The organism is Palleronia sediminis (assembly GCF_004358695.1).
Taxonomy (GTDB): Bacteria; Pseudomonadota; Alphaproteobacteria; order Rhodobacterales; family Rhodobacteraceae; genus Palleronia; species Palleronia sediminis.
The window spans coordinates 80,646-101,206 of record NZ_SNAA01000009.1 but is presented as its reverse complement, the minus strand read 5'-3'; the positions used below and the strand labels follow the sequence as shown (position 1 = coordinate 101,206).

General features: G+C 69.1%; 23 protein-coding genes and 1 tRNA gene. 14 read left to right on the top strand and 10 right to left on the bottom strand.

Features of this window, described 5'->3' with window-relative positions:
• Positions 1-9: 9 nt before the first annotated feature.
• Together E2L08_RS09575 and E2L08_RS09570 are read right to left on the bottom strand one after the other, a co-directional pair.
• Positions 10-333, bottom strand: a complete 324-nt coding sequence (locus tag E2L08_RS09575; protein ID WP_133396849.1) for a hypothetical protein — start codon at positions 331-333, stop codon at positions 10-12.
• The gene (locus tag E2L08_RS09570; RefSeq protein ID WP_133396848.1) at positions 330-1,346 is read right to left on the bottom strand and encodes a patatin-like phospholipase family protein; all 1,017 of its coding nucleotides are present in this window, start codon (positions 1,344-1,346) and stop codon (positions 330-332) included. Before E2L08_RS09570 ends, E2L08_RS09575 begins: the two co-directional genes overlap by 4 nt.
• A 149-nt stretch (positions 1,347-1,495) precedes the next feature.
• On the opposite strand from E2L08_RS09570, the gene E2L08_RS09565 reads away from it, so the two are divergent.
• On the top strand, positions 1,496-2,269 hold the full coding sequence (locus E2L08_RS09565; RefSeq protein WP_133396847.1) for a DUF2189 domain-containing protein: 774 nt from the start codon (positions 1,496-1,498) through the stop codon (positions 2,267-2,269).
• Between the two features lie 20 nt (positions 2,270-2,289).
• Here the strand turns inward: E2L08_RS09565 and E2L08_RS09560 are convergent, their stop codons facing one another.
• A complete protein-coding gene (locus E2L08_RS09560; protein WP_133396846.1) occupies positions 2,290-3,063 on the bottom strand; it encodes a 3-hydroxybutyrate dehydrogenase in 774 nt (257 codons plus the stop codon).
• A 391-nt stretch (positions 3,064-3,454) separates the two neighbouring features.
• Here E2L08_RS09560 and E2L08_RS09555 point away from each other — a divergent pair, with 391 nt between their 5' ends.
• The 4 genes from E2L08_RS09555 (at position 3,455) to E2L08_RS09545 (ending at position 6,644) form a co-directional block, all read left to right on the top strand.
• Complete coding sequence (locus tag E2L08_RS09555; RefSeq protein ID WP_133396845.1) at positions 3,455-5,287, top strand: extracellular solute-binding protein; 1,833 nt, start codon at positions 3,455-3,457, stop codon at positions 5,285-5,287.
• Positions 5,274-5,420, top strand: coding sequence for a hypothetical protein (locus E2L08_RS17015; protein ID WP_168771112.1), 147 nt, complete (start codon positions 5,274-5,276; stop codon positions 5,418-5,420). The genes E2L08_RS09555 and E2L08_RS17015 overlap by 14 nt, the downstream gene beginning before the upstream one ends.
• A gap of 75 nt (positions 5,421-5,495) precedes the next feature.
• Positions 5,496-5,843 carry a CsbD family protein gene (locus tag E2L08_RS09550; protein ID WP_133396844.1) on the top strand — a complete coding sequence of 116 codons (348 nt, stop codon included), beginning with the start codon at positions 5,496-5,498 and terminating at the stop codon, positions 5,841-5,843.
• A 105-nt stretch (positions 5,844-5,948) separates the two neighbouring features.
• Positions 5,949-6,644 (top strand): DsbA family oxidoreductase, encoded by a 696-nt coding sequence (locus E2L08_RS09545; RefSeq protein ID WP_133396843.1) that lies wholly within the window; start codon positions 5,949-5,951, stop codon positions 6,642-6,644.
• A 65-nt stretch (positions 6,645-6,709) separates the two neighbouring features.
• Here the strand turns inward: E2L08_RS09545 and E2L08_RS09540 are convergent, their stop codons facing one another.
• The gene (locus tag E2L08_RS09540) at positions 6,710-6,970 is read right to left on the bottom strand and encodes an excalibur calcium-binding domain-containing protein (protein WP_133396842.1); all 261 of its coding nucleotides are present in this window, start codon (positions 6,968-6,970) and stop codon (positions 6,710-6,712) included.
• 39 nt (positions 6,971-7,009) lie between these two features.
• Here E2L08_RS09540 and E2L08_RS09535 point away from each other — a divergent pair, with 39 nt between their 5' ends.
• Positions 7,010-7,672: a methyltransferase family protein gene (locus E2L08_RS09535; protein WP_133396841.1), complete on the top strand. Its 663-nt coding sequence runs from the start codon at positions 7,010-7,012 to the stop codon at positions 7,670-7,672.
• Here the strand turns inward: E2L08_RS09535 and mfd are convergent.
• Together mfd and tgt are read right to left on the bottom strand one after the other, a co-directional pair.
• Positions 7,593-11,075 carry a transcription-repair coupling factor gene (gene mfd, locus E2L08_RS09530; RefSeq protein WP_133396840.1) on the bottom strand — a complete coding sequence of 1,161 codons (3,483 nt, stop codon included), beginning with the start codon at positions 11,073-11,075 and terminating at the stop codon, positions 7,593-7,595. The two genes, E2L08_RS09535 and mfd, sit on opposite strands and share 80 nt — an antisense overlap.
• A gap of 66 nt (positions 11,076-11,141) precedes the next feature.
• Positions 11,142-12,269, bottom strand: a complete 1,128-nt coding sequence (tgt, locus tag E2L08_RS09525; RefSeq protein ID WP_133396839.1) for a tRNA guanosine(34) transglycosylase Tgt — start codon at positions 12,267-12,269, stop codon at positions 11,142-11,144.
• A 129-nt stretch (positions 12,270-12,398) separates the two neighbouring features.
• Between tgt and E2L08_RS09520 the strand changes: the two genes are divergently transcribed.
• Together E2L08_RS09520 and E2L08_RS09515 are read left to right on the top strand one after the other, a co-directional pair.
• The gene (locus E2L08_RS09520) at positions 12,399-14,051 is read left to right on the top strand and encodes a mechanosensitive ion channel family protein (protein ID WP_168771111.1); all 1,653 of its coding nucleotides are present in this window, start codon (positions 12,399-12,401) and stop codon (positions 14,049-14,051) included.
• 85 nt (positions 14,052-14,136) lie between these two features.
• Complete coding sequence (locus E2L08_RS09515; RefSeq protein ID WP_133396837.1) at positions 14,137-14,496, top strand: SUF system Fe-S cluster assembly protein; 360 nt, start codon at positions 14,137-14,139, stop codon at positions 14,494-14,496.
• 25 nt (positions 14,497-14,521) lie between these two features.
• On the opposite strand, the gene E2L08_RS09510 is transcribed toward E2L08_RS09515, so the two are convergent.
• The 4 genes from E2L08_RS09510 to rplM form a co-directional block, all read right to left on the bottom strand.
• Positions 14,522-14,848, bottom strand: a complete 327-nt coding sequence (locus E2L08_RS09510) for a DUF1801 domain-containing protein (RefSeq protein ID WP_133396836.1) — start codon at positions 14,846-14,848, stop codon at positions 14,522-14,524.
• A 16-nt stretch (positions 14,849-14,864) separates the two neighbouring features.
• Complete coding sequence (locus tag E2L08_RS09505; protein ID WP_370450683.1) at positions 14,865-15,191, bottom strand: GFA family protein; 327 nt, start codon at positions 15,189-15,191, stop codon at positions 14,865-14,867.
• Between the two features lie 220 nt (positions 15,192-15,411).
• Positions 15,412-15,900: a 30S ribosomal protein S9 gene (rpsI, locus tag E2L08_RS09500; protein ID WP_133396835.1), complete on the bottom strand. Its 489-nt coding sequence runs from the start codon at positions 15,898-15,900 to the stop codon at positions 15,412-15,414.
• Entirely contained in the window at positions 15,900-16,364 is a 465-nt protein-coding gene (gene rplM / locus E2L08_RS09495; protein ID WP_133396834.1) for a 50S ribosomal protein L13, read from the bottom strand. Before rplM ends, rpsI begins: the two co-directional genes overlap by 1 nt.
• 365 nt (positions 16,365-16,729) lie before the next feature.
• Here rplM and speD point away from each other — a divergent pair, with 365 nt between their 5' ends.
• The 6 genes from speD to E2L08_RS09465 all read left to right on the top strand — a co-directional run bounded on the left by speD (position 16,730) and on the right by E2L08_RS09465 (position 20,531).
• Positions 16,730-17,215 carry an adenosylmethionine decarboxylase gene (gene speD / locus E2L08_RS09490; protein ID WP_133396833.1) on the top strand — a complete coding sequence of 162 codons (486 nt, stop codon included), beginning with the start codon at positions 16,730-16,732 and terminating at the stop codon, positions 17,213-17,215.
• A 109-nt stretch (positions 17,216-17,324) separates the two neighbouring features.
• On the top strand, positions 17,325-17,834 hold the full coding sequence (locus E2L08_RS09485; RefSeq protein WP_133396832.1) for a 2'-5' RNA ligase family protein: 510 nt from the start codon (positions 17,325-17,327) through the stop codon (positions 17,832-17,834).
• Entirely contained in the window at positions 17,831-18,712 is an 882-nt protein-coding gene (speE, locus tag E2L08_RS09480) for a polyamine aminopropyltransferase (protein WP_133396831.1), read from the top strand. The genes E2L08_RS09485 and speE overlap by 4 nt, the downstream gene beginning before the upstream one ends.
• A gap of 35 nt (positions 18,713-18,747) precedes the next feature.
• A tRNA-Gly gene (locus E2L08_RS09475) sits at positions 18,748-18,821 on the top strand.
• 89 nt (positions 18,822-18,910) lie between these two features.
• Positions 18,911-19,672, top strand: coding sequence for a DUF533 domain-containing protein (locus E2L08_RS09470; protein ID WP_133396830.1), 762 nt, complete (start codon positions 18,911-18,913; stop codon positions 19,670-19,672).
• Between the two features lie 7 nt (positions 19,673-19,679).
• Positions 19,680-20,531, top strand: coding sequence for a PhzF family phenazine biosynthesis protein (locus E2L08_RS09465; protein ID WP_133396829.1), 852 nt, complete (start codon positions 19,680-19,682; stop codon positions 20,529-20,531).
• Positions 20,532-20,561 lie beyond the last annotated feature (30 nt).

Below are 20,561 nucleotides of genomic sequence, written 5' to 3'. Positions count from 1 at the left end.
CCCCGGCCCTCAACAGGCGGTGATGCCCAGCGAGTTCGCCGCGCAGGGCATCGGCCCCGCACCCGGCAGGACGGGCGTCACGCTGTCGCCTATGACGCTCTCGCGCTCCGTCTCGGGCAGCATCCCCTCGGCGCCGAGACCCGCCGCGCCCGCGTCGATCCCCGGCGCCCCCGGCCCCTCGGTCGGCTTCGAGCCGGCGGGACGCTCGACCGGATCGCAGGCCGCCGTGCCCAGCCGCTCGATGGTGCAACGCGCCTGCGCCGCGGCCGGCGCGGCGGCGCCCGTGACGAGCAACAGGGCCGCCACCGCGCCGATGACCCGCCACCCGCTCAATCGTACATCCCCGCCAGGTCCACGGTCGAGCGTTCGCCGACATCGCCCAGATGCGCCGCGACAAAGCCCTCGGCCGCGGCGCGCCCGGCCCGGAACATCCGGTCGATCAGCACCGGCGACGGCAGCACCTTGGTCGCGACCGACAGATCGGCCATCATCGCCGTGTCGTCGATCATGTGGACCAGCACGTATTTCATCGCCCCCCGCGGCACCCGCCCCGCATCTATCAGCCGCTGCACGAAACGGATCGCCCGCAGATCCGCCAGAAGCGACGCGTTAAAGCTCACCTCGTTGATCCGGTTTAGGATTTCCGGCGCGCTTTTCGGCAGCTCCTCGCGGCGCAGCGGATTGATGTTGACGATCACCACGTCGTCGGGAAACCGCGTCTCGTAAAGCGGGAACAGCGCCGGGTTGCCGGTATAGCCGCCGTCCCAATAGCCCTCGCCGTCGATCTCGACGGCCTGGAACAGCGTCGGCAGGCAGGCCGAGGCGAGGATCGCGTCGGTGTCGATCTCGTCGCCCGAAAACACCCGCGCCCGCCCGTCGCGCACCCGCGTCGCGCAGACGAACAGGGCCGGGCCATTGTCACCGCACACCCCGTCGAAATCGAACTCCTCCACGATCGGGCGCAGCGGGTTGGCGTAGAACGGACCCAGCGCATAGGGGCTGGTCGCGCGCGACACGGCCTCGCCCCAGATATAGGCGGGCGATTGCGACAGGGCCGCGCTCAGCGCGCGGTTGCCGGGGGTGAAGGGCGCAAGCCAAGACGCCAGCGCCGGGCCGCCCACCCCCGCGACACGGCCCCACAGCGCGGCGAGCGCGGCGCGCGCGCCCTCGGGGCCGCCGGCGGCGAACCCCGCCTTGAGCGCGGCCCCGTTCAGCGCCCCCGCCGAGGTGCCCGAGATGGCCGCGATCCGCAGCTCTCCGCCCTCGAGGATGCGGTCGAGCACCCCCCAGGCATAGGCCCCGTGCGCCCCGCCGCCCTGAAGGGCCAGGTTGATCGGCTTTGCCATGCGGCTCCCTTCCCCGTCCTGTGCTGCCGCCCTACCTGTGCCGCGCGGCGCGCGTGACCAGCCCCCCGGCCGCCGCGCCGATGAACACGCGACATCGCCCGTCCGAATCGGCTAGGCTCCGGGTGCAAGGGCCGCGTGAAAGGGACCGCATGACGCTCCACCCCGACTACCAGACACCCGAGGACCTGCCCCGCCCCGCGCGGCTCCATCTCGGCCATATCGTCTATATCCTCGGCCGCGGCTGGGCCGATTTCCGCGCCGCGCCGCTCTACGGGCTATTCTTCTCGGCGGTCTATGCGCTGGGGGGGCTGGTGTTGTCGCAGTTGGGCGCGGGGCTGTTCACCTGGACGCTGACGCTGTCGCTGGGCTTCCCACTGCTCGCCCCCTTCCTCGCCGTCGGCCTCTACGAGGTCAGCCGCAGGCTCGAACGCGGCGCGCCCCTGTCCTTTCCCGAGGTGCTGTCCGTCATCTGGGAGGAACGGAACCGCCAGATCCCCTGGGCGGGCGCGGTGATCGCGTTCTACTTCCTGTTCTGGAGCTTTTTCGCCCACATGCTCTTCGCCCTCGTGATGGGGCCGCAGGCGCTTCTGGGGCCGCCCGACGACCTGGCGAGCTATCTTTCGGGCGCGGGGCTGGTCCTCGTCGTGGCCGAGCTCGCCTTCGGCGCCATCTTTGCGTTCTTCCTGTTCGCCATGACGGCGATCGCCCTGCCGATGCTGCTCGAGCGCGAGATCGACTTCGTCACCGCCATGCGGCTCAGCCTGCGCGTCACCCGCGCGAACCCGGTCGTCATGGGCACATGGGCCGCGATCATCGCGGTGCTGACGCTGCTGGCGCTGGTGCCGTGGTTCCTGGGGCTCTTCGTGGTGCTGCCCGTGCTGGGCCATGCAAGCTGGCACCTCTACCGCCACGCGCTGGAATAGCCCCCGCGGGGCCGCGCGCTTCAGCGTGCGGTCCAGCCGCCATCGACGCTGATCGACGTGCCGGTGATCTGCGCCGCCGCGTCCGAACACAGGAACGTCGCGACCCCGCCGATCTGCTCGACCGTCGCGAACTCCTTGGAGGGCTGCCGGGCAAGGATCACCTCGCGGATCGCCGTCTCGCGATCCATGCCGTATTGCTCCATCGTGTCGGGGATCTGGTCCTCGACCAGCGGCGTCATCACGTAGCCCGGACAGATCGTGTTGGCCGTGATCGGGTCCTCCGCCGTCTCGAGCGCGGCGACCTTGGTCAGCCCCACCACCCCGTGCTTGGCCGCGACATAGGCCGATTTGTAGGGCGAGGCGCGCAGCCCGTGCGCCGAGGCGAGGTTGATGATCCGCCCCCAGCCCGCCTCGCGCATCATCGGCACCGCGACCGCCATCGTGTGAAAGGCCGAGCTCAGCATGATGGCGATGATCGCGTCCCATTTCCCGGCCGGAAACGACTCGATCGGGGCGACATGCTGGATGCCGGCGTTGTTCATCAGGATGTCGCAGCGCCCGGCCGTCTCGACCAGCGCCCGCGCCTCGTCGCCGCGCGACAGGTCCGCCTTGATATAGCGCGCGCCGACGCCGAACTCGGCGGAAATCCGCTCGGCCAGGGCGTGGTCCTCGTCCCGGTCGGTAAAGGAATTGAGCACGATATCGGCGCCCGCCCGCGCCAGTTCGCGCGCCACCCCGAGCCCGATTCCCGAGTTCGATCCGGTGACGATGGCGGTCTTGCCCTTCAAGGTCATGGCCTGTCCTTTCCTGCTGCGTCTCTTCAACCGGGCAATCTATGCGCCCCTGCGGAAAGACAAGCCAGCCCACCCCGCCCAAGCCGCCGATTTCCTTGAAGTTTCCTTGGCGTCCGGGGGGTTGCGCGGCCAAGCTCGGCCGTTATTGCAGGCGCAAGGCAATCCACCCAACCGAGGCCGCACAGCCAAAAAAAAACGCCCGCGCAAAGCGGGCGTCAAGTTATTGAGGCAGGTTTCATACAGGCAAGAAACCTATCGAGCAGTGCCTCATCTATACGCCATTCGATTCAGAAATCAAACGTAAAAACCTGTTTTCGCGGCGTTCCGCGTTTGAATCGGGCGCCGTCCGTCTCTAGTCTGGCCGCAAAGCCACCCCAAGGGAATTGCCGTCATGCTCAGGGAAACGATCCGCGCCTCGGGTCTGGCGCTGGCGCTGGCCTGCACCGCCGCTCTCGCGCCCCCCGCCGGGGCCGAGCCCGCCCATGGCATCGCCATGTTCGGCAGCCCCGCCCTGCCGCCCGATTTCACCCATATGCCCTATGCCAATCCCGACGCGCCCAAGGGCGGGCGCATCGTCCAGGGCGAGATCGGCGCCTTCGATTCGCTCAACCCGCATATCCTCAAGGGCACGGCGCCGTGGATGCTGCGCTTCGTCGCCTACGAATCGCTCATGGGCCGCTCGCTCGACGAGCCCTTCACGCTCTACGGGCTGCTGGCCGAGTCGGTGGAAACCGCGCCGGACCGCTCGTGGGTGGAATACACGCTCCGCCCCGAGGCGCGGTTTTCCGACGGCACGCCCGTCACGGTCGAGGACGTGATCTGGTCCTACGAGACGCTGGGCACGGTCGGCCACCCCCGCTATCTCGGCACCTGGGACAAGGTCGAGCGGATCGAGCAGACCGGCGAGCGCAGCGTCCGCATCACCTTCAACACCGCCGATGACGAGCTTGCGCTCATCATGGGGATGCGCCCGATCCTGAAAAAGGCCCAGTGGGAGGGCAAGGATTTCACCCAGTCCGGCCTGACCGAGATCCCCATCACCACCGCCCCCTATGTCATCGACGATTTCGAGGCCGGCGCCTATGTCTCGCTCCGCCGCGATCCCGATTACTGGGGATATGGCGTGGTGCCCTACATGGCGGGCCAGGCCAATATCGACGAGATCCGGCTCGAGTTCTTCGGCGACGCCTCGGTCATGTTCGAGGCGTTCAAGGGCGGCCAGCTCACCACCCTGCGCGAGACGAACCCCCGCAAGTGGAACACGCAATACGATTTCCCCGCCGTGCGCTCGGGCGACGTGGTGCTGTCCGAGATCGCGCATGAACGCCCCTCGGGCATCCAGGGCTTCGTGATGAACACCCGCCGCCCGCCCTTCGACGACTGGCGGGTGCGCGAGGCGATGATCCAGGCCTTCAACTTTGAATTCGTGAACCAGGTCCTCAATGACGGCGAGCTGCCGCGCATCGGATCGTATTTCTCGAACTCGATCCTCGGCATGTCGCACGGCCCCGCCGAGGGCGCGGTGCGCGACCTGCTCGAACCCTTTGCCGACAGCCTCCTGCCCGGCACGATCGAGGGCTATGCCCTGCCCGTCTCGGACGGGTCCGAACGCAACCGCGCGGGCACGCGCGCGGCGCTCGACCTGCTGGCCGAGGCCGGCTGGACGGTGGGCGACGCGGGCCGGCTGCGCGACGCCGATGGGCGGCCCTTCACCTTCGAGATCCTGCTCAGCCAGAGCGCGGCGGGCGCGTCCGAGACGCGCCAGATCGCCGATCTCTACGCCTCGGCGCTCCAGCGGCTGGGGATCGAGCCCGAGGTGGTCACGGTCGACGGCGCGCAGTTCACCGAACGCACAAACGCCTTCGATTTCGACATGACGTGGTACTGGCGCGCGCTCTCGCTCAGCCCCGGCAACGAGCAAAAGCTCTACTGGGGCTCCGAGGCCGCGGGTCAGGAGGGGTCGCGCAACTGGATGGGCGTCCAGTCCGAGGCCATCGACGCGCTGACCGACCGGCTGGTGAACGCCGCCGACGACGCGGATTTCGTGGCCACCGTCAAGGCGCTGGACCGGGTGCTGACGGCGGGGCGCTATGTCGTGCCGATCTGGTTCAACCCCGTCTCCTACCTCGCCCATTCGTCGGCGCTGCACTATCCCGACACCCTGCCCGCCTATGGCGACTGGAACGGGTTCCAGCCCGACCTGTGGTGGTATGAAGAGGGCTAGGCTCGCGCTGGCGCTGATGGCGCTCTGGCCTGCAGGCTGCGGTCTGGTGCTCGCCCCGGTGCGGATCGCGGCCGACGCGACGACGGGCGCGGTCAGGCTGGTCACGCCCGATCCCGACGACGCCGCCTTCTGAGCGGCGGCGCGGAACATCGCCACCGCCCGCGCATTGCCCCTCACTCGCGCCCGATACAGCAAAAAGGACGATCCGATGCAGTGGAACGCCGTGAAACGGAACTGGCCGGCCTTCGTGGCGGCGATCATGCAACGCTGGCCCCAGACCGAAGAGAACGACCTGCTCACGCTCGACGGCGACCGCGAGCGGCTGGTCGACTACCTCGCCCGGCGCCACGAGCTGACCCGCGCCGAGGCCGAGGAACAGCTCACCGAATGGACCCAGGGCGCCGTGCCCGCCGATATCGCGATGGACGAATCCCGCGACAGCGCGAACATCCGCGCCTCGGCCGCCCATATCGGCGTGGGCGAGGACGTCTATGCCGACGACAAGGATTTCGGCGACGAACAGGTGCCCGACAGCCCCATCGGCCGCACCGACTGAACCGCGTGCCGGGCCGCGCCCCCCTCGCGCGCCCGGCCCTTCTCTGTTTCCTGAAATACTCGATCCCGCCCTCGGGGCCGGCGATCCCGACCGGGCAGACGCGCCATGACCGACGACTTCCCCCCGAGCCTCTTTCCCCGTGCGGGGCGCGCTGCACCGGATCGCGTCGCGCTCGACATCCTGTCGGATCCGATCTGCCCGTGGTGCTATATCGGCAAGGCGCGGCTCGACGCGGCGCTGGCCGAACGGCCCGACCACGGGTTCGACATCGCCTGGCACCCGTTCCGCCTCAATCCGGAGATGCCACGCGGCGGCATGGACCGCGCCGCCTATCTCGAGGGCAAGTTCGGCGGCCGCGACGGGGTCGCGCGCGCCTATGCCCCGGTGATGGAGGCCGCCGAGGAGGCCGGGCTCGACATCGCCTGGGACCGCATCGCGCGCACCCCCGACACCACCGACGCGCACCGGCTGATCCATTGGGCGGGGCTCGAGGGATGCCAGCAGGCCGCCGTGGCCGCCCTGTTCTCGGCCTATTTCCGCGAGGGGCGCGATATCGGCGATTCTGACGAGCTTTGCGCCATCGCCCGCGCCATCGGGATGGAGGATGCGCTGGTCGCCCGGCTCTTTGCCTCGGACGCGGATCGCGACGAGATCGCGCGCCGCGATGCGCATGCCCGCGCCCGCGGGGTCACGGCGGTGCCGACATTCGTCGTGGCCGAGCGCCATGTCGTGCCGGGCGCCCAGCCGACCGAGCTCTGGCTGCGGGTCATGGACGACCTCGCCGCGCTGCGCGCCACCTGAACGCGCCGCGCGGGCGGCGGCACGGTATCCGGGTATTTGGAAAGAGAAGATTTGACGCAAGGCCCTCAGCACGGGGCCGAGCAGAGGCTTTCGCAGGGGATGCCGTCGCGGTCGCGGTCGCGCGCCGTCTCGCCGCAGACGAGCAGCGCGTGGCAGGCCTCGGCGCAGGAGCGCATCTCGCCGCAGGTCTTGTTCGAGCAGGTGAAGGTCTGCGCCGTGAGATAGGGCGCAAAGGGCGTGTCCGACAGCTCGAGCGGCCCGGCGACCGCCGCGCCCGCCGTCAGCATTGCCAGCGCCAGGATCCGAAGACAGGCCCGTCCGACCATGATCGCCTCCGTCAATAATTATTAACCATATCCGCGATCGTGCGGCGGGCAACGGAAATCGCGCGGGCGCGGCAGGCGGGGGTTCCGCCCGCCCCGCGCGCGGGGCACTGGTTCACCGCCGCCTGGGCCTGGGGCCTGACCGTCGCCATCTATGTCGGGCTGATCCGCGCCGGCGCGGCCGAGTGGAACGCGCTCGGCTGGGCCGCATGGCTGCGCTGGGGGATCGGCGGGGCGGTGCTGACGCTCATGTCCTTTGTCGTGCAGGGGCGCGGCATCGTCGACGCGGGGCTGAAGGGCACGAGCGGCTGGGATGCGGGGCTCGTCACCGGCGGCGCCTATGCCCGCCGCCGCCATCCGCAATATGCCGGGCAGGCGATCAGCCTGATCGGGCTCGGCATCCTTGCCGCCGCGCCGCAGGTGCTGGCCGCGGCCGCGGCGGGGGTCGCGGCCCTCGCCCCTGCGGGATATGCCGAGGACCGCGCGCTCGCCCGCCGCTTCGGCGCCTTGCATGACGTCTATCGCGCGCAAGTCCGCGCGTTCCAGGCAAGGTCGCGCGCAAGTCCTCGCGTTCTAGGCAAGTCGCACGCAAGTCCGCGCGGTTCGCTTACCGCCCGCCGGCGGCTCAGCCCGCGGCCGCCGCCTTGGTCTCCGGCTTCCTTGCATAGCGCGCCAGGTCCTGCGCGATGGCGAAGGATCCCTTGATGCGGTCGCGTGCCTTGTCCCAGTCGCGCCGCACCACGATCTTGTTGTCCTTCACCTTGGCCAGCCCCTGCTGCGCCTCGATGAACTGCACCAGCCCCGCGGGATTGGCAAAGCGATCCTCGTGGAACTGCACCGTTGCGCCCTTGGGCCCTGCGTCGAGCTTGGCGATGCCGGCCTTCTTGCACTCGGCCTTGATGCGCACGACCAGCAGCAGCGTGTTGACCTCGCGCGGCAGCTCTCCGAACCGGTCGATGAGCTCGGCGGCGAACCCCTCGAGCTCGACCTTGGAGGTCAGGTCCGACAGCCGCCGGTAGAGCCCCAGCCGCACGTCGAGATCGGGCACGTAGGTATCGGGGATCAGCACCGGCACGCCGAGATTGATCTGCGGCGACCAGTCGCCCGCCTCGCCCAGCCCGTCGATCCCCTCGAGCTCGCCCGCCTTGAGCCGGGCGATCGTCTCTTCGAGCATCGACTGGTAGAGCTCGTAGCCCACCTCGCGGATCTGGCCCGATTGTTCCTCGCCGACAAGGTTGCCCGCGCCGCGGATATCGAGGTCCTGGCTGGCCAGGGTGAAGCCCGCCCCGAGACTGTCGAGCGAGCCCAGAACGCGCAGCCGCTTTTCTGCGGCGGGCGTCAGTTTCGCGCGCGGCTTGGTGGTGAGATAGGCATAGGCGCGGGTCTTGGCGCGCCCCACCCGGCCCCGGATCTGGTAGAGCTGGGCCAGTCCGAACATGTCGGCGCGCCAGATGACCATCGTGTTGGCGGTCGGGATGTCGAGCCCCGATTCCACGATGGTCGTGGCCAGCAGAACGCCGTAGGCCCCGTCGTAAAAGGCGTTCATCCGGTCGTCGAGCTCGCCCGCCGCCATCTGGCCATGCGCCACGACATAGCTGAGCTCGGGGAGCTGCTCCTTGAGGAACGCCTCCATCTCGGGGAGATCCTTGATCCGCGGCACCACGACAAAGCTCTGCCCGCCGCGGTAATGTTCGCGCAGCAGCGCCTCGCGGATCGTCACCTCGTCGAACTCCGAGACATAGGTGCGGATCGCCAGGCGGTCGACCGGCGGCGTGCCGATGATCGAGAGGTCGCGCACCCCGGTCAGCGACAGTTGCAGCGTGCGCGGGATGGGCGTCGCGGTCAGGGTCAGCACATGCACATCGGTCTTGAGCCCTTTGAGCCGTTCCTTGTGCGAGACGCCGAAATGCTGTTCCTCGTCGACGACGAGCAGCCCCAGCCGCTTGAATTTCACGCTCTTGCTGAGCAGCGCATGGGTGCCCACGACGATGTCGCAGGTGCCCTCGGCCACGCGCTGACGGGTCAGCCTGGCCTCCTTGTCCGAGACGAAGCGCGACAGTTGCCGCACCTCGACCGGAAAACCGCGGAACCGTTCGGCAAAGGATTTAAAGTGCTGCCGCGCCAGCAGCGTGGTGGGCGCGATCACCGCCACCTGCACGCCCGACATTGCCGCGACAAAGGCCGCGCGCATCGCCACCTCTGTCTTGCCGAACCCGACGTCGCCCACGATCAGCCGATCCATCGGCGTGCCCGAGGCCATGTCGGTCAGCACGTCGTCGATGGCGCGCATCTGGTCGTCGGTTTCCTCGTAGGGGAAACGGGCGCTGAAATCCTCCCACGCGTGATCGGGCGGCTCGAGGATCTGGCCGCTGCGCAACAGCCTTTCGGCGGCGATGCGGATGAGGCGGTCGGCGATCTCGCGCAGACGTTCCTTGAGGCGGGCCTTCTTGGCCTGCCACGCGCCGCCGCCGAGCTTGTCGAGAAGCCCTTCCTCGTGGCCGAACCGGCTGAGCAGCTCGACGTTCTCGACGGGCAGGTACAGCCGGTCGCCGCCCGCATATTCGAGCAGCACGCATTCATGCGGGCTTCCGGCGGCGGTCACGACTTCGAGCCCGGTGAACCGTCCGACCCCGTGATCGACATGCACCACAAGGTCGCCGGGGCTGAGCGATTGCGCCTCGGTCAGGAAATTGTCGGCGCGGCGCTTGCGCGGGCCCTTGCGCACCAGCCGGTCGCCCAGCACGTCCTGTTCGGAGATGACGGTGAGCCGCCCGCCATCGCCCGGCCCCTCGAACCCCGCATCGAGCGCCCAGACCGCGAGGTAGAGCCCCCCGCGCCCCTCGGGCACGTCGCGAAAGCTGTCGATCGGGGTGGCGCCGGTCACGCCCTCGTCCTCGAGCAGGCCGGTCAGCCGCTCGCGCGCGCCTTCGGAATAGGAGGCGACGATGACCTGCCCCTCGCCGCGGCGCGCTTTCACGTGGTCGGCCAAGGCCCCGAAAAGGCTGACGTTTTCCTGTTGGCGCTCGGGGGCGAAACTGCGCCCGATCCGGCCGCCGCCATCGACCACCCCCGGCCCCGAGGCCTGCGGCAGCGGGTGGAACCGCACGCGGCGATGGTTCGCCGTCGCGGCCTCCCAGCCGTCATCGTCGAGATAGAGCGTCGCGGGCGGCGCGGGCTTGTAGACCGAATCGACCCGCCCCTTCTTGGTCATCGCGTCGCGGCGGTTGTCGTACTGGTCGGCGATCTGGTCCCAGCGCGCGATGCGCATGGGCGTCACCTGGTCGTCGAGCGTGATCCGCGCCTCGGGCAGGTAGTCGAAGATCGTCTCGAGCCGGTCGTGGAAAAAGCCGAGCCAATGCTCGACCCCGGCATGTTTGCGCCCCGCGCTGACCGCCTCGTAAAGCGGATCGTCGGTGCCAGCCGCGCCGAACTCGATGCGGTAGTTCTGGCGGAACCGGGTGATCGCGTCCTCGTCGAGGATGACCTCCGAGACGGGCGCAAGCTCGACCTCGCGCAGCGTCTCGGTGGTGCGCTGGGTCGCGGCGTCGAAACGGCGCGCGCCGTCCAGCGTGTCGCCGAACAGGTCGAGCCGCACGGGCCCCGACTGGCCCGGCGGATAGATGTCGATGATGCCCCCGCGGATGGCATAGTCGCCCGGCTCGAGCACGGTCGGCGCCTGGGTGAACCCCATCCGCACGAGGAACGCGCGCAGCGCCGCCTCGTCCAGGCGGTTGCCGACCGTCGCGGTAAAGGATGCGCCCGCCACCGTGTCGCGTGGGGGGATCTTTTGCGTGGCCGCGTTCACCGTGGTCAGCAGGACGAACCGCTTGGGCATCGCGTGGGTCAGCGCGGCCAGCGTCGCCATCCGCTCGGCCGAGATATCGGCATTGGGGCTCACCCGGTCATAGGGCAGGCAATCCCAGGCGGGAAAGGCAAAAACCGGCAGGCCGGGGTCGTAGAAGGCCAGCGCGGCCTGCATGGCGGCGAGGCGCTTGTCGTCGCGGGCGACGTGGATGACGGCGCCCCCGGACCCGAGTTCGGACAGGACGAGGCGGGCATCGAACCCTTCGGGCGCGCCGCCCATGGTGATCTTGGAGGCTTTGGACATGGCCCCGGTCAGGTAACGAGCGCGCCCGGCTTGTCAATGCGCCGCCGCGTCCCGGCCCCCCCCCGCTCAGACCGGGTCGATATCGCCCTCGGCCCGCAGCGCGTGGAAAGCGGCCTGCCATTCGTCAAAGCGGCCCGCAGCGATGGCCTCGCGCATTCCGGCCATGATCTGCTGGTAATAATGCAGGTTGTGCCAGGTCAGCAGCATCCCCGAAATCATCTCTCCGGCGCGAAAGACGTGGTGAAGGTAGGCGCGGGAATAGCCGCGGCAGGCGGGACAGGTGCAATCCTCGTCCAGCGGGCGCGGATCGTCGGCATGGCGGGCGTTCTTGATGTTGACCTGCCCGCGCCGCGTCCAGGCCTGCCCCGTCCGCCCCGACCGCGAGGGCAGCACGCAATCCATCATGTCGACGCCGCGCGCGACCGCGCCCACGATATCGTCGGGCTTGCCGACCCCCATCAGGTAGCGCGGGCGATCCTGCGGCAGCAGGCCCGGCGCGTAGTCGAGGCAGTCGAACATCGCCGCCTGCCCCTCGCCCACGGCGAGGCCGCCGATGGCATAGCCGTCGAACCCGATCTCGCGCAGCGCCTCGGCCGAATCGGTGCGCAGGTCGCGTTCCAGCCCGCCCTGCACGATCCCGAATAGCGCATGGCCCGGCCGGTCGCCGAAGGCGTCGCGCGACCGCCGCGCCCAGCGCATCGACAGCCGCATCGACCCGGCGATCCGGTCGCGGTCGGCCGGCAGCGCAGGGCATTCGTCGAAGGCCATGACGATATCCGAGCCCAGCGCGCGCTGGATCTCCATGCTGCGCTCGGGGGTGAGCGTGTGGCGCGAGCCGTCGATATGGCTGCGGAACGTCACACCCTCTTCGGTGAGCTTTCGCAGATCGGCGAGGCTCATCACCTGGAACCCGCCCGAATCGGTGAGGATCGGCCGCTCCCAGTTCATGAAGCGGTGCAGCCCGCCCAGCCGCTCGATCCGCTCGGCGCCGGGGCGCAACATCAGGTGATAGGTGTTGCCGAGCAGGATATCGGCGCCCGTGGCACGCACGCTTTCGGGCAGCATCCCCTTGACCGTGGCGGCCGTGCCCACCGGCATGAAGGCGGGCGTGCGGATCTCGCCGCGCGGGGTCGCGATCGTGCCCGTCCGGGCGGTGCCGTCCGTGGCGTGCAGCGTAAAGCCGAATCGGGGCATGGGGGCGAGGCTCCTGTCGCGGGCCTTCGTCTTGCCGCCCCCGCCCGCGCGGTGCAAGCGTCCCGCCCCCCCCTGACTTCGCGGCCGCGCGCGCCATATCGCCATGACATGATGTCGCGGCCCCCGATCTTGCGCGTCCTCGCCATCCTCGTGGCGCTGGTCGCAGCCCTCGCCCTGCCCGCCCGCGCGCAGGAGGGCGCCTCGGGCCCCGTGGGCACCTATTTCGAGATCGACGCGCTGAACGCGGGCCTCGGCGCCCCGCCCGACACGATGCAGCGCGACACGCCCCAATCGGCGGTCGAGTCCTTTCTCGATGCCGTGGATCGCGACGATTACGCCGCCGCCGCCCACATGCTCGACCTGCGCGAGATTCCGGCCGTCGAACAGGCGACGCGCGGCCCCGAACTGGCGCGCAAGCTGAAAGAGCTGCTCGACCGGCGCGCAATCCTGACTTGGCGCACCCTGCTCGAGCGGCCCGACGCGCTGAACGCCCAGCTCTCCTCCAACGCCACCATGGCCGGAGAGCCGCGCCGCTCGCTCCTGCTGGGCGTGCTTGACCGCGGACCGCGCGAGACGGCGATCCGGCTCAACCGCCTGCGCGTGGGCGAGGAACCGCCCGTCTGGGTGTTCTCGTCCGAGACCGTGACGGATGTGCCCGCGCTTTACGAGCTTTACGGGCCGACGCGGCTCGAAAACGCCCTGCCCCCGTGGCTCAAGATCGAGACCCCCATGGGCCTGCGCCTGTGGGAGGTCATCGGCCTGCCCGTGATCGCGATCGGCGCGGCGCTGGCGGGCTGGCTCGTCTGGCTGATCTTCGACCGGCTGTCGCGCGTGGCCCAATGGGGCTGGGCGCGGCTGGTGCTGCGCGCGCTGCGCTGGCCGTCGATCATCCTCGCCGTGGCCACGATGATCGTCGTCGCCTCGCAGCACGTATTCACCTTTCCGGGCCTCGTGACGGCCATCGTCACGCCCGTCTCGCTGCTGGGCTATGTCGCGGCGGTGCTGATCTTTGCCATCACGCTGATCGACGAGGTGCTCGACCGCATCGTGACCTTCGACAGCGACGCGCTGGCCGATTCCGGCAAGACCTCGGTCCGGGCCATGGCCACCCTGATGACGGCGGGTCGGCGCATCGTGATCGTGCTGGCGGTGATCGTGGGGGTGGGGATCGTGCTCGCCTCGTCCAACGTGTTCCGCTCGCTGGGCTTCTCGCTCCTCGCCTCGGCGGGCGCGCTGACGCTGGTCTTCGGCTTTGCGGGGCGGCAGGTGCTGGGCAACATCCTCGCCAGCCTCCAGATCGCGATGAACCGCTCGGCCCGGATCGGCGACCGGGTCATCTACGAGGGCTATTTCAGCACGGTCGAGCGCATCCACTTCACCTTTGTCCAGCTCAGGATCTGGAACGGCAACCGCCTCGTCGTGCCGGTGGCCGAGTTCGTCTCGGGCCGGTTCGAGAACTGGTCCATGACCGAGGACGGCATGACCATCTCGGCCACGCTGACGCTGCACCATCATGCCGATATCGACGCGATGCGCAAACGGTTCTTCGAACTCTGCGAGGAGGAGGACGAGATCACGCCCAAGGATCAATGCGCGGTCCATGTCATGTCGCAGGACGCCTTTGGCCAGAAGGTCCGGTTCCAGGCCCCCGTGCCCGACCCCGATACTTGCTGGCCCACCGAGACGGCGATGCGCGAACGCCTGATCGCCGCGGCACAGCGGATGGAGGCCGAGACCGGCCGCCCCGTCCTGCCCGAAATCGGCTTCGACCAGCCGGGTTAGGCGCGGGGGCCCTGGCGCGAGGGGGCTTTATCTCGGCGCGCGTGATCCATATATATTCAGTCGGATTTCCCGAAGGACAGGTTCCATGACCCAGACCGACCAGATGGAAGGCGCGCCGCTGATCCAGCCGTCGAGCACCGACCACCCCCTCCACGAACCCATCGTCGAGGCCTGCCGGTCCGTCTATGACCCCGAGATCCCGGTCAACATCTTCGATCTCGGCCTGATCTACACCATCGACATCACCCCCGAGAACGACGTCTCGGTCATCATGACCCTGACGGCGCCCGGCTGCCCCGTGGCAGGCGAGATGCCCGGCTGGGTCGCCGACGCGATCGAGCCGCTGCCGGGCGTCAAGACCGTCGACGTGCAACTGACCTGGGACCCGCCCTGGGGCATGGACATGATGTCCGACGAGGCCCGGCTCGAACTGGGCTTCATGTAAGGCGGGGGCGGCACCGCCCCCCCCTTCAGCGCACGATGGCCTGTTTCAGGAACCCGCGCGCGTCCTTCGCCGCGACATCGGCGACGCTGCGGAACTTGAGATGCCGGCGCAGCCTGCCGCGCCCTTCGAGATGGCCGTGCGGGTCGTCGAGAAACGCGCCACGGCTGAACTCGAGCGAGACATGCGCCCCGTAGGCAAAGATCCCGCCGATGGCCGTGTCGCTACCGGGATCGGGCAAGATCAGCTCCCCGCCATACTTGGCCAGATACCGTGCATCGGGCGCGACATCCTCGACGACGAGACGCAACGCCGCGTCGATGGCCGCCGGGTCGAATGGGGTGGATGCCGTCATGTGCGTTTTCTCTCCTTCATGCCGCCGTGAACCGCAGCACCCCCGCGACCTTCGGGGCGTCGGGGTCGTCGGAGGGGTGCCGGACCCCGTTGCCGACAATCACCTCGGGGAAATCGAAGCGGCTGACGTCCTCGAGACATGCGACGTTTGTGCCCAGCTCATCGGGGTTCGAGCGGCGTTGATGATGGGTGTAGATCCCGCAGACCGGGCAGAACCAGTGCTTTGCCGTGCCGGTGTTGAACCGATACAGCGTCAAAAGCTCTTCACCCTGCGAGAACGCGATACCGTCGAGCGGAGCGCTCGCCGCGATGGCCCCCTCATGCGGCAACAGGAAAACGAACATCGCCGGATCGTGTCGAACCCGTCGCCGAGATGCACGGTGAACCGGACCGCGCCGCAATGGCACGATCCGTTCCGCGGCCCGGTCTGCCTGGCCATGTCGCCCCCCCCTGGCTGTTTCGCGCAGACTAGGTCGCGCGGGTCGCCGGCGCAATCGCGCCATCGCCGCAACGAGAAAGGCCCCGCGCTTGCGGGGCCTTTGACGGTCGGCAGGGGCGCGGGGATCAGCGCTTGGAGAACTGGAAGCTCTTGCGGGCCTTGGCCTTGCCGTATTTCTTGCGCTCGACCACGCGGCTGTCGCGGGTCAGGAACCCGGCCGCCTTGAGCGCGGCGCGCAGGCTGGGATCGTAGAGCTGCAGCGCCTTGGAGACGCCGTGCTTGACCGCGCCGGCCTGTCCCGACAGCCCGCCGCCCTTGACCGTGGCGGTCACGTCGAACTGCCCTTCGACATTGGCGATCGAGAAGGGCTGCTTGAGGATCATCTGCAACACGGGACGCGCGAAATAGGTGTTCACGTCCTTGCCGTTGACCGTGACCTTGCCCGAGCCGGGGCGGATCCAGACGCGGGCGACCGCGTCCTTGCGCTTGCCGGTGGCATAGGCGCGGCCCAGGTCGTCGCGGACGGGCTCGCGCGGGGTCTCGGTGTCGAGACCGGCGGCGGTGCCCGACACGGCCTGGTTCAGCTCGTCGAGGGAATTGACTTGCTCGGCCATCAGTTGGACTCCCGCGTGTTCTTCTTGTTCATCGCCTTGACGTCGAGGACCTGGGGCTGCTGGGCCTCGTGCCCGTGCTCGGCCCCGGCATAGACGCGCAGGTTGGTCATCTGCTTGCGGCTGAGCGGCCCGCCGGGCAGCATCCGCTTGATGGCCTGCATGACCACCCGCTCGGGATGGGCACCCTCGAGGATCTGGCCCGTGGTGCGCGACTTGATGCCGCCCGGATAGCCGGTGTGCCAGTAATTGGGCTTGTCACGCTTCTTGCCGGTCAGCTGGACCTTGTCGGCATTGATGACGATGACGTTGTCGCCCATGTCCATCGACGGGGTGAAGGTGGGCTTGTGCTTGCCGCGCAGGCGCATGGCGACGATCGAGGCGAGACGGCCGAGAACGACGCCCTCGGCGTCGATCACGATCCATTTCTTGTCGATATCCGCCGGGGTAGCGGTAAAGGTTTTCATGACGGATCCTGTCCTGGGGGACGGCACGCCGCCCCGTGAAAGGGAATGGGCGGGTTCTACAGCGCAGCGCGGCACAGTCAAGCGCGCATCCTCTCGCAAAACCATTGCAGATCAGTAACTTGCAAATAAGGTATCTAGATACCCCACCAATCGGGCCGCACCGGCCCCCGCCCGCGCGCCCCGACCGCGCGCTTTCCCGCGCCTTTTGCATTTTTCTCGAAATAATCCTTGCACCGCCGGTCCGGGCGTCTTAGGTCCGCCGATACCAACGGGGACGATCCCAACTTCAGGCGACGTTATACGATACGACCTGGGGGGGCGCTAAGGACCCACGGATTCAATCTACTGGCTGAAAGGGGCACTCCATGGACGGAGCCAACCTCTTCCAACTGGGGATCGGTCTGGAGACAGGCGCCCAAGCGGAAGATACACCCGCAATCGACGTCATGCGTGACGATCGTGACGATCACTTCATCCGGGAAGAGGGCCGTGTTTTCGCGGGCCGTCATCTCATTATCGAGGTCGTGAACGGCCACGGGCTCGACGACGAGGCCCGTATCCAGCAGGCGTTCCGCGATTGCGTCGACACCTGCGGCGCGACCCTGCTGCATATCCACACGCACAAGTTCAGCCCGCAGGGCGTCTCGGGCGTGGCGGTCCTGGCCGAGAGCCATATCAGCGTCCACACATGGCCCGAGATCGGCTATGGCGCCTTCGACGTGTTCATGTGCGGCGATGCCCGGCCCTGGCTGGCGGTCGACGTGCTGAAACAGGCCTTCGCGACGCGCGACGTTCGCGTGCGCGAGCTTTATCGCGGCGAGGGGCTGGTGACGGAAACCGCCGCCGCCTGAGCCTCTGGCCCCGCGATCCCGACGGGCGGTGCAGCACCCTGCGCCGCCCGTTTTCCGTTCCGCGGCCCCGCCTGTTGACGCGCCCGCGCGGCGCCGCATCTTGGCGCCCATGGCCCTGATCCTCACCCTCGGCTTCGACGCCCCGAGCTTTGCGCGGCTCGAGCCGCTGCGCCAGCGCCACTTCCCGCCCGCGCGCAACTTCATCCCCGTTCATGTCACGCTGTTCCAGCAGCTCCCGTCCGATGCGATCGCCCGCGTGCTGGCCGATCTGGCCGCGGCCGCCGCGCGCCACGCGCCCCTGCCCTTCGCGGCCACGGGCATCGTCGATTTCGGCGGCGGCGCGGCGGTGGCGCTCGACTGCCCGCCGGCACGCGCGCTGCATTGCGATCTGCGCGACGCCTGGCGCGACATGCTGAGCACGAGCGACGACCGCGCGCGCAAACTGCATGCGACGGTGCAGAACAAGGTCGACCGCGACACGGCGCGCGCCACCCAAGCGCAGTTGCGGGCCGGTTTCACCCCCTGGAGCGGGGTTTTCGACGCGCTCCGCCTCTGGCATTACCGGGGCGGCCCGTGGGAAGACGCGGGAACCTTCCCGTTCCGAGGAGACAGCGAATGACCAACCTGACCGGCTGGACCGTCGAGGCGCTGCATGGCGACTATGCCCAGGCGCTGCGCGAGGACGAATTGCTCTATGACAGCCAGACCGATCACCAGCGCCTGCGCGTGTTCCACAACGCGCGCTTCGGGCGGGTGCTGACGCTCGACGGCGTGGTGCAGGTGACCGAGGGCGACAATTTCATCTATCACGAGATGCTGACCCATGTGCCGCTTTTCGCGCATGGCGCGGCGCGTCGCGTGCTGATCGTGGGCGGCGGCGATGGCGGCATGGCGCGCGAGGCGCTGCGCCATCCGCTGGACGAGGTGGTGATGGTCGAGATCGACGCGGGCGTGGTCGAGTTCTCGAAAACCTACCTGCCGGGCATTTCCGACGGGGCCTTCGACGATCCGCGCCTGAACCTCGTCATCGCCGACGGCGCCGATTTCATGCGCGACACCGATGGCGGGTTCGACGTCATCATCGTCGATTCGACCGACCCCGTCGGTCCGGGCGAGGTGCTGTTCACCGATCATTTCTACGGCCATGCGAAACGCGCGCTGGCGCCCGGCGGCATCCTCGTGACGCAGAACGGCGTGCCCTTCATGCAGGGCGACGAGCTTGCCGGCACCATGCGCGCCTTTCGCACCCTCTTTGCCGACGCGACCTGCTATCTCGCCACCGTGCCGACCTATACCGGCGGGCCGATGGCCTTTGGCTGGGGCAGCGACGGCGACGCGCGGCGCACCGATCCCGCCACCGTCGCGGCGCGGGTGACCGCATCGGGCCTGTCCTTCGGCTATTACACGGCCGAGGTGCATCACGCGGCCTTTGCGCTGCCGGGCTATGTCGCGCGGCTGGTGGCAGAGGGGCCGGCGAAAGGCGCGGATCGCGCTTGACCGCACGGGCCAAGTCGATCTAATCGGGCGGCGCGGCGGGTGTAGCTCAATGGTAGAGCAGGAGCTTCCCAAGCTTAAGACGAGGGTTCGATTCCCTTCACCCGCTCCAGCTTTTTCCCGCGACCCCTCGGCAAGGCTTGCCGCCTTGCCATACCGGCCCCACATTGGGCTGAATGACATGATCGCGAGGTTTCCAAGATGTCGCTCAAGAAGATGGCCGTGAAAATGGCGCTGGCCTTTGCCGCGGCCAAGGGTGTGCAGGCGTTCCGCAGCGCCGGCGGGCTCGAAGGCGTCAAGCGCAAGCTCGCCGAAAGCCAGCAGGGCGGCGGCGGACAGCGGGGCCTGTCGGGCGGCGGCATCGGCGACATGCTGGGCCAGCTCGGCCTCGGCGGCGCGGCGGGCGCGGGCGCGGCCCGTGGCGGCGGCGCGGGGCTCGGCATGGCCGGGCTCGGCGGGCGCGGCGGCGGCACGGGCGGCGGCACGCAATCGGGTATCGGCGGGCTGCTGGGCGCGCTTGCGGGCGCCACGGCGGGCGCGCAGGGGTCGGAACGGATGCGCGGGCTGCTCGACACGACCCGCCCCACCCCCGAGAACACCCCCGAAGAGGAACAGGTTTCGGGCCTGATGCTGCGCGCGATGATCTTTGCCGCACGCGCCGATGGCGAGATCGACGAGGCCGAGCGCGCGACCCTGATGGAGGTGATCGGCGACGCCTCGCCCGAGGAAACCGCCTTTATCCAGCGGCAGATGACCGCGCCCGTCAATGCCGAGACGCTGGCTCGCGACGTGCCCGAGGGGCACGAGATCGAGGTCTATACCGCGAGCGTTCTGGCCATCGAGCCCGACAACCGCGCCGAGGCCGAATATCTCGACGCACTGGCCCGCGCCCTCAAGATCGAGCGACGCACCGTAAACGAGATCCACGAGGCGAACGGCAAGCCGCCCCTCTACACGATCTGAGCGGCGGATGACGGGTTATCGCGTCTACGACGTCTTTACCGACGCGCCCTTCGGGGGCAATCCGCTGGCGATTGTCCCCGACGCGGCCCCCCTGCCCGAGTGTGATCTGCAACGGATCGCCGCCGAGTTCGGCTTTTCCGAGACGGTTTTCGTCTATCCCCCGGACGCCCCCGGCACGGTGGCGCGGTTGCGCATCTTCACCCCCCGCACCGAGATCCCCTTTGCCGGGCATCCGCTGATCGGCACCGCGGTCGCGCTATGCGACATGGGCCGCGCCGCGGGGCAGTTCGATCTGTCCACCGGCGCGGGGCGCATAGCTTGCGAGGTGGATGGCGCGCACGCGCGCTTTACCCAGACCCGCGCGCTCGAGCTCGGCCCCGAGATCGACGCGGCCACCGTCGCCGCCTGTCTCGGCCTCGACGCGAGCCGGCTGGCCGGGCCGCCCGCCGTGGCCTCGGTCGGGCTGCCCTTCGTGCTGGCCCCGCTGGCGTCGCTGCCCGATCTCGACGCCGCCGCCCCGGTCACGGCTGCCTTTCGCGCGGCGCAGGACCGCTACAGGCTGCCGCTCGACTTCGCGATCTATGCCCATGTCCGCAACGGCCCCCGGATCGAGGCGCGGATGTTCGCGCCGCTCGACGACATCCCCGAGGATCCCGCCACCGGCAGCGCCGCGGCCGCGCTGGGCGCATGGATCGCCCATAGCGAGGGCGGCCCGGTCGAGATCGAGATCTCGCAGGGCGTCGCCATGGGCCGCCCCAGCCGCATCGGCGTCGCCGCCGGGCCATCTGGCGTGACGGTTTCGGGACAGGCCGTGCCCGTGATGGAGGGGCGCCTTCTCACCGGGGCGAACGACCGCTAGAAGGCAGGCTGCTCCCGCAGGAAAGGCAGG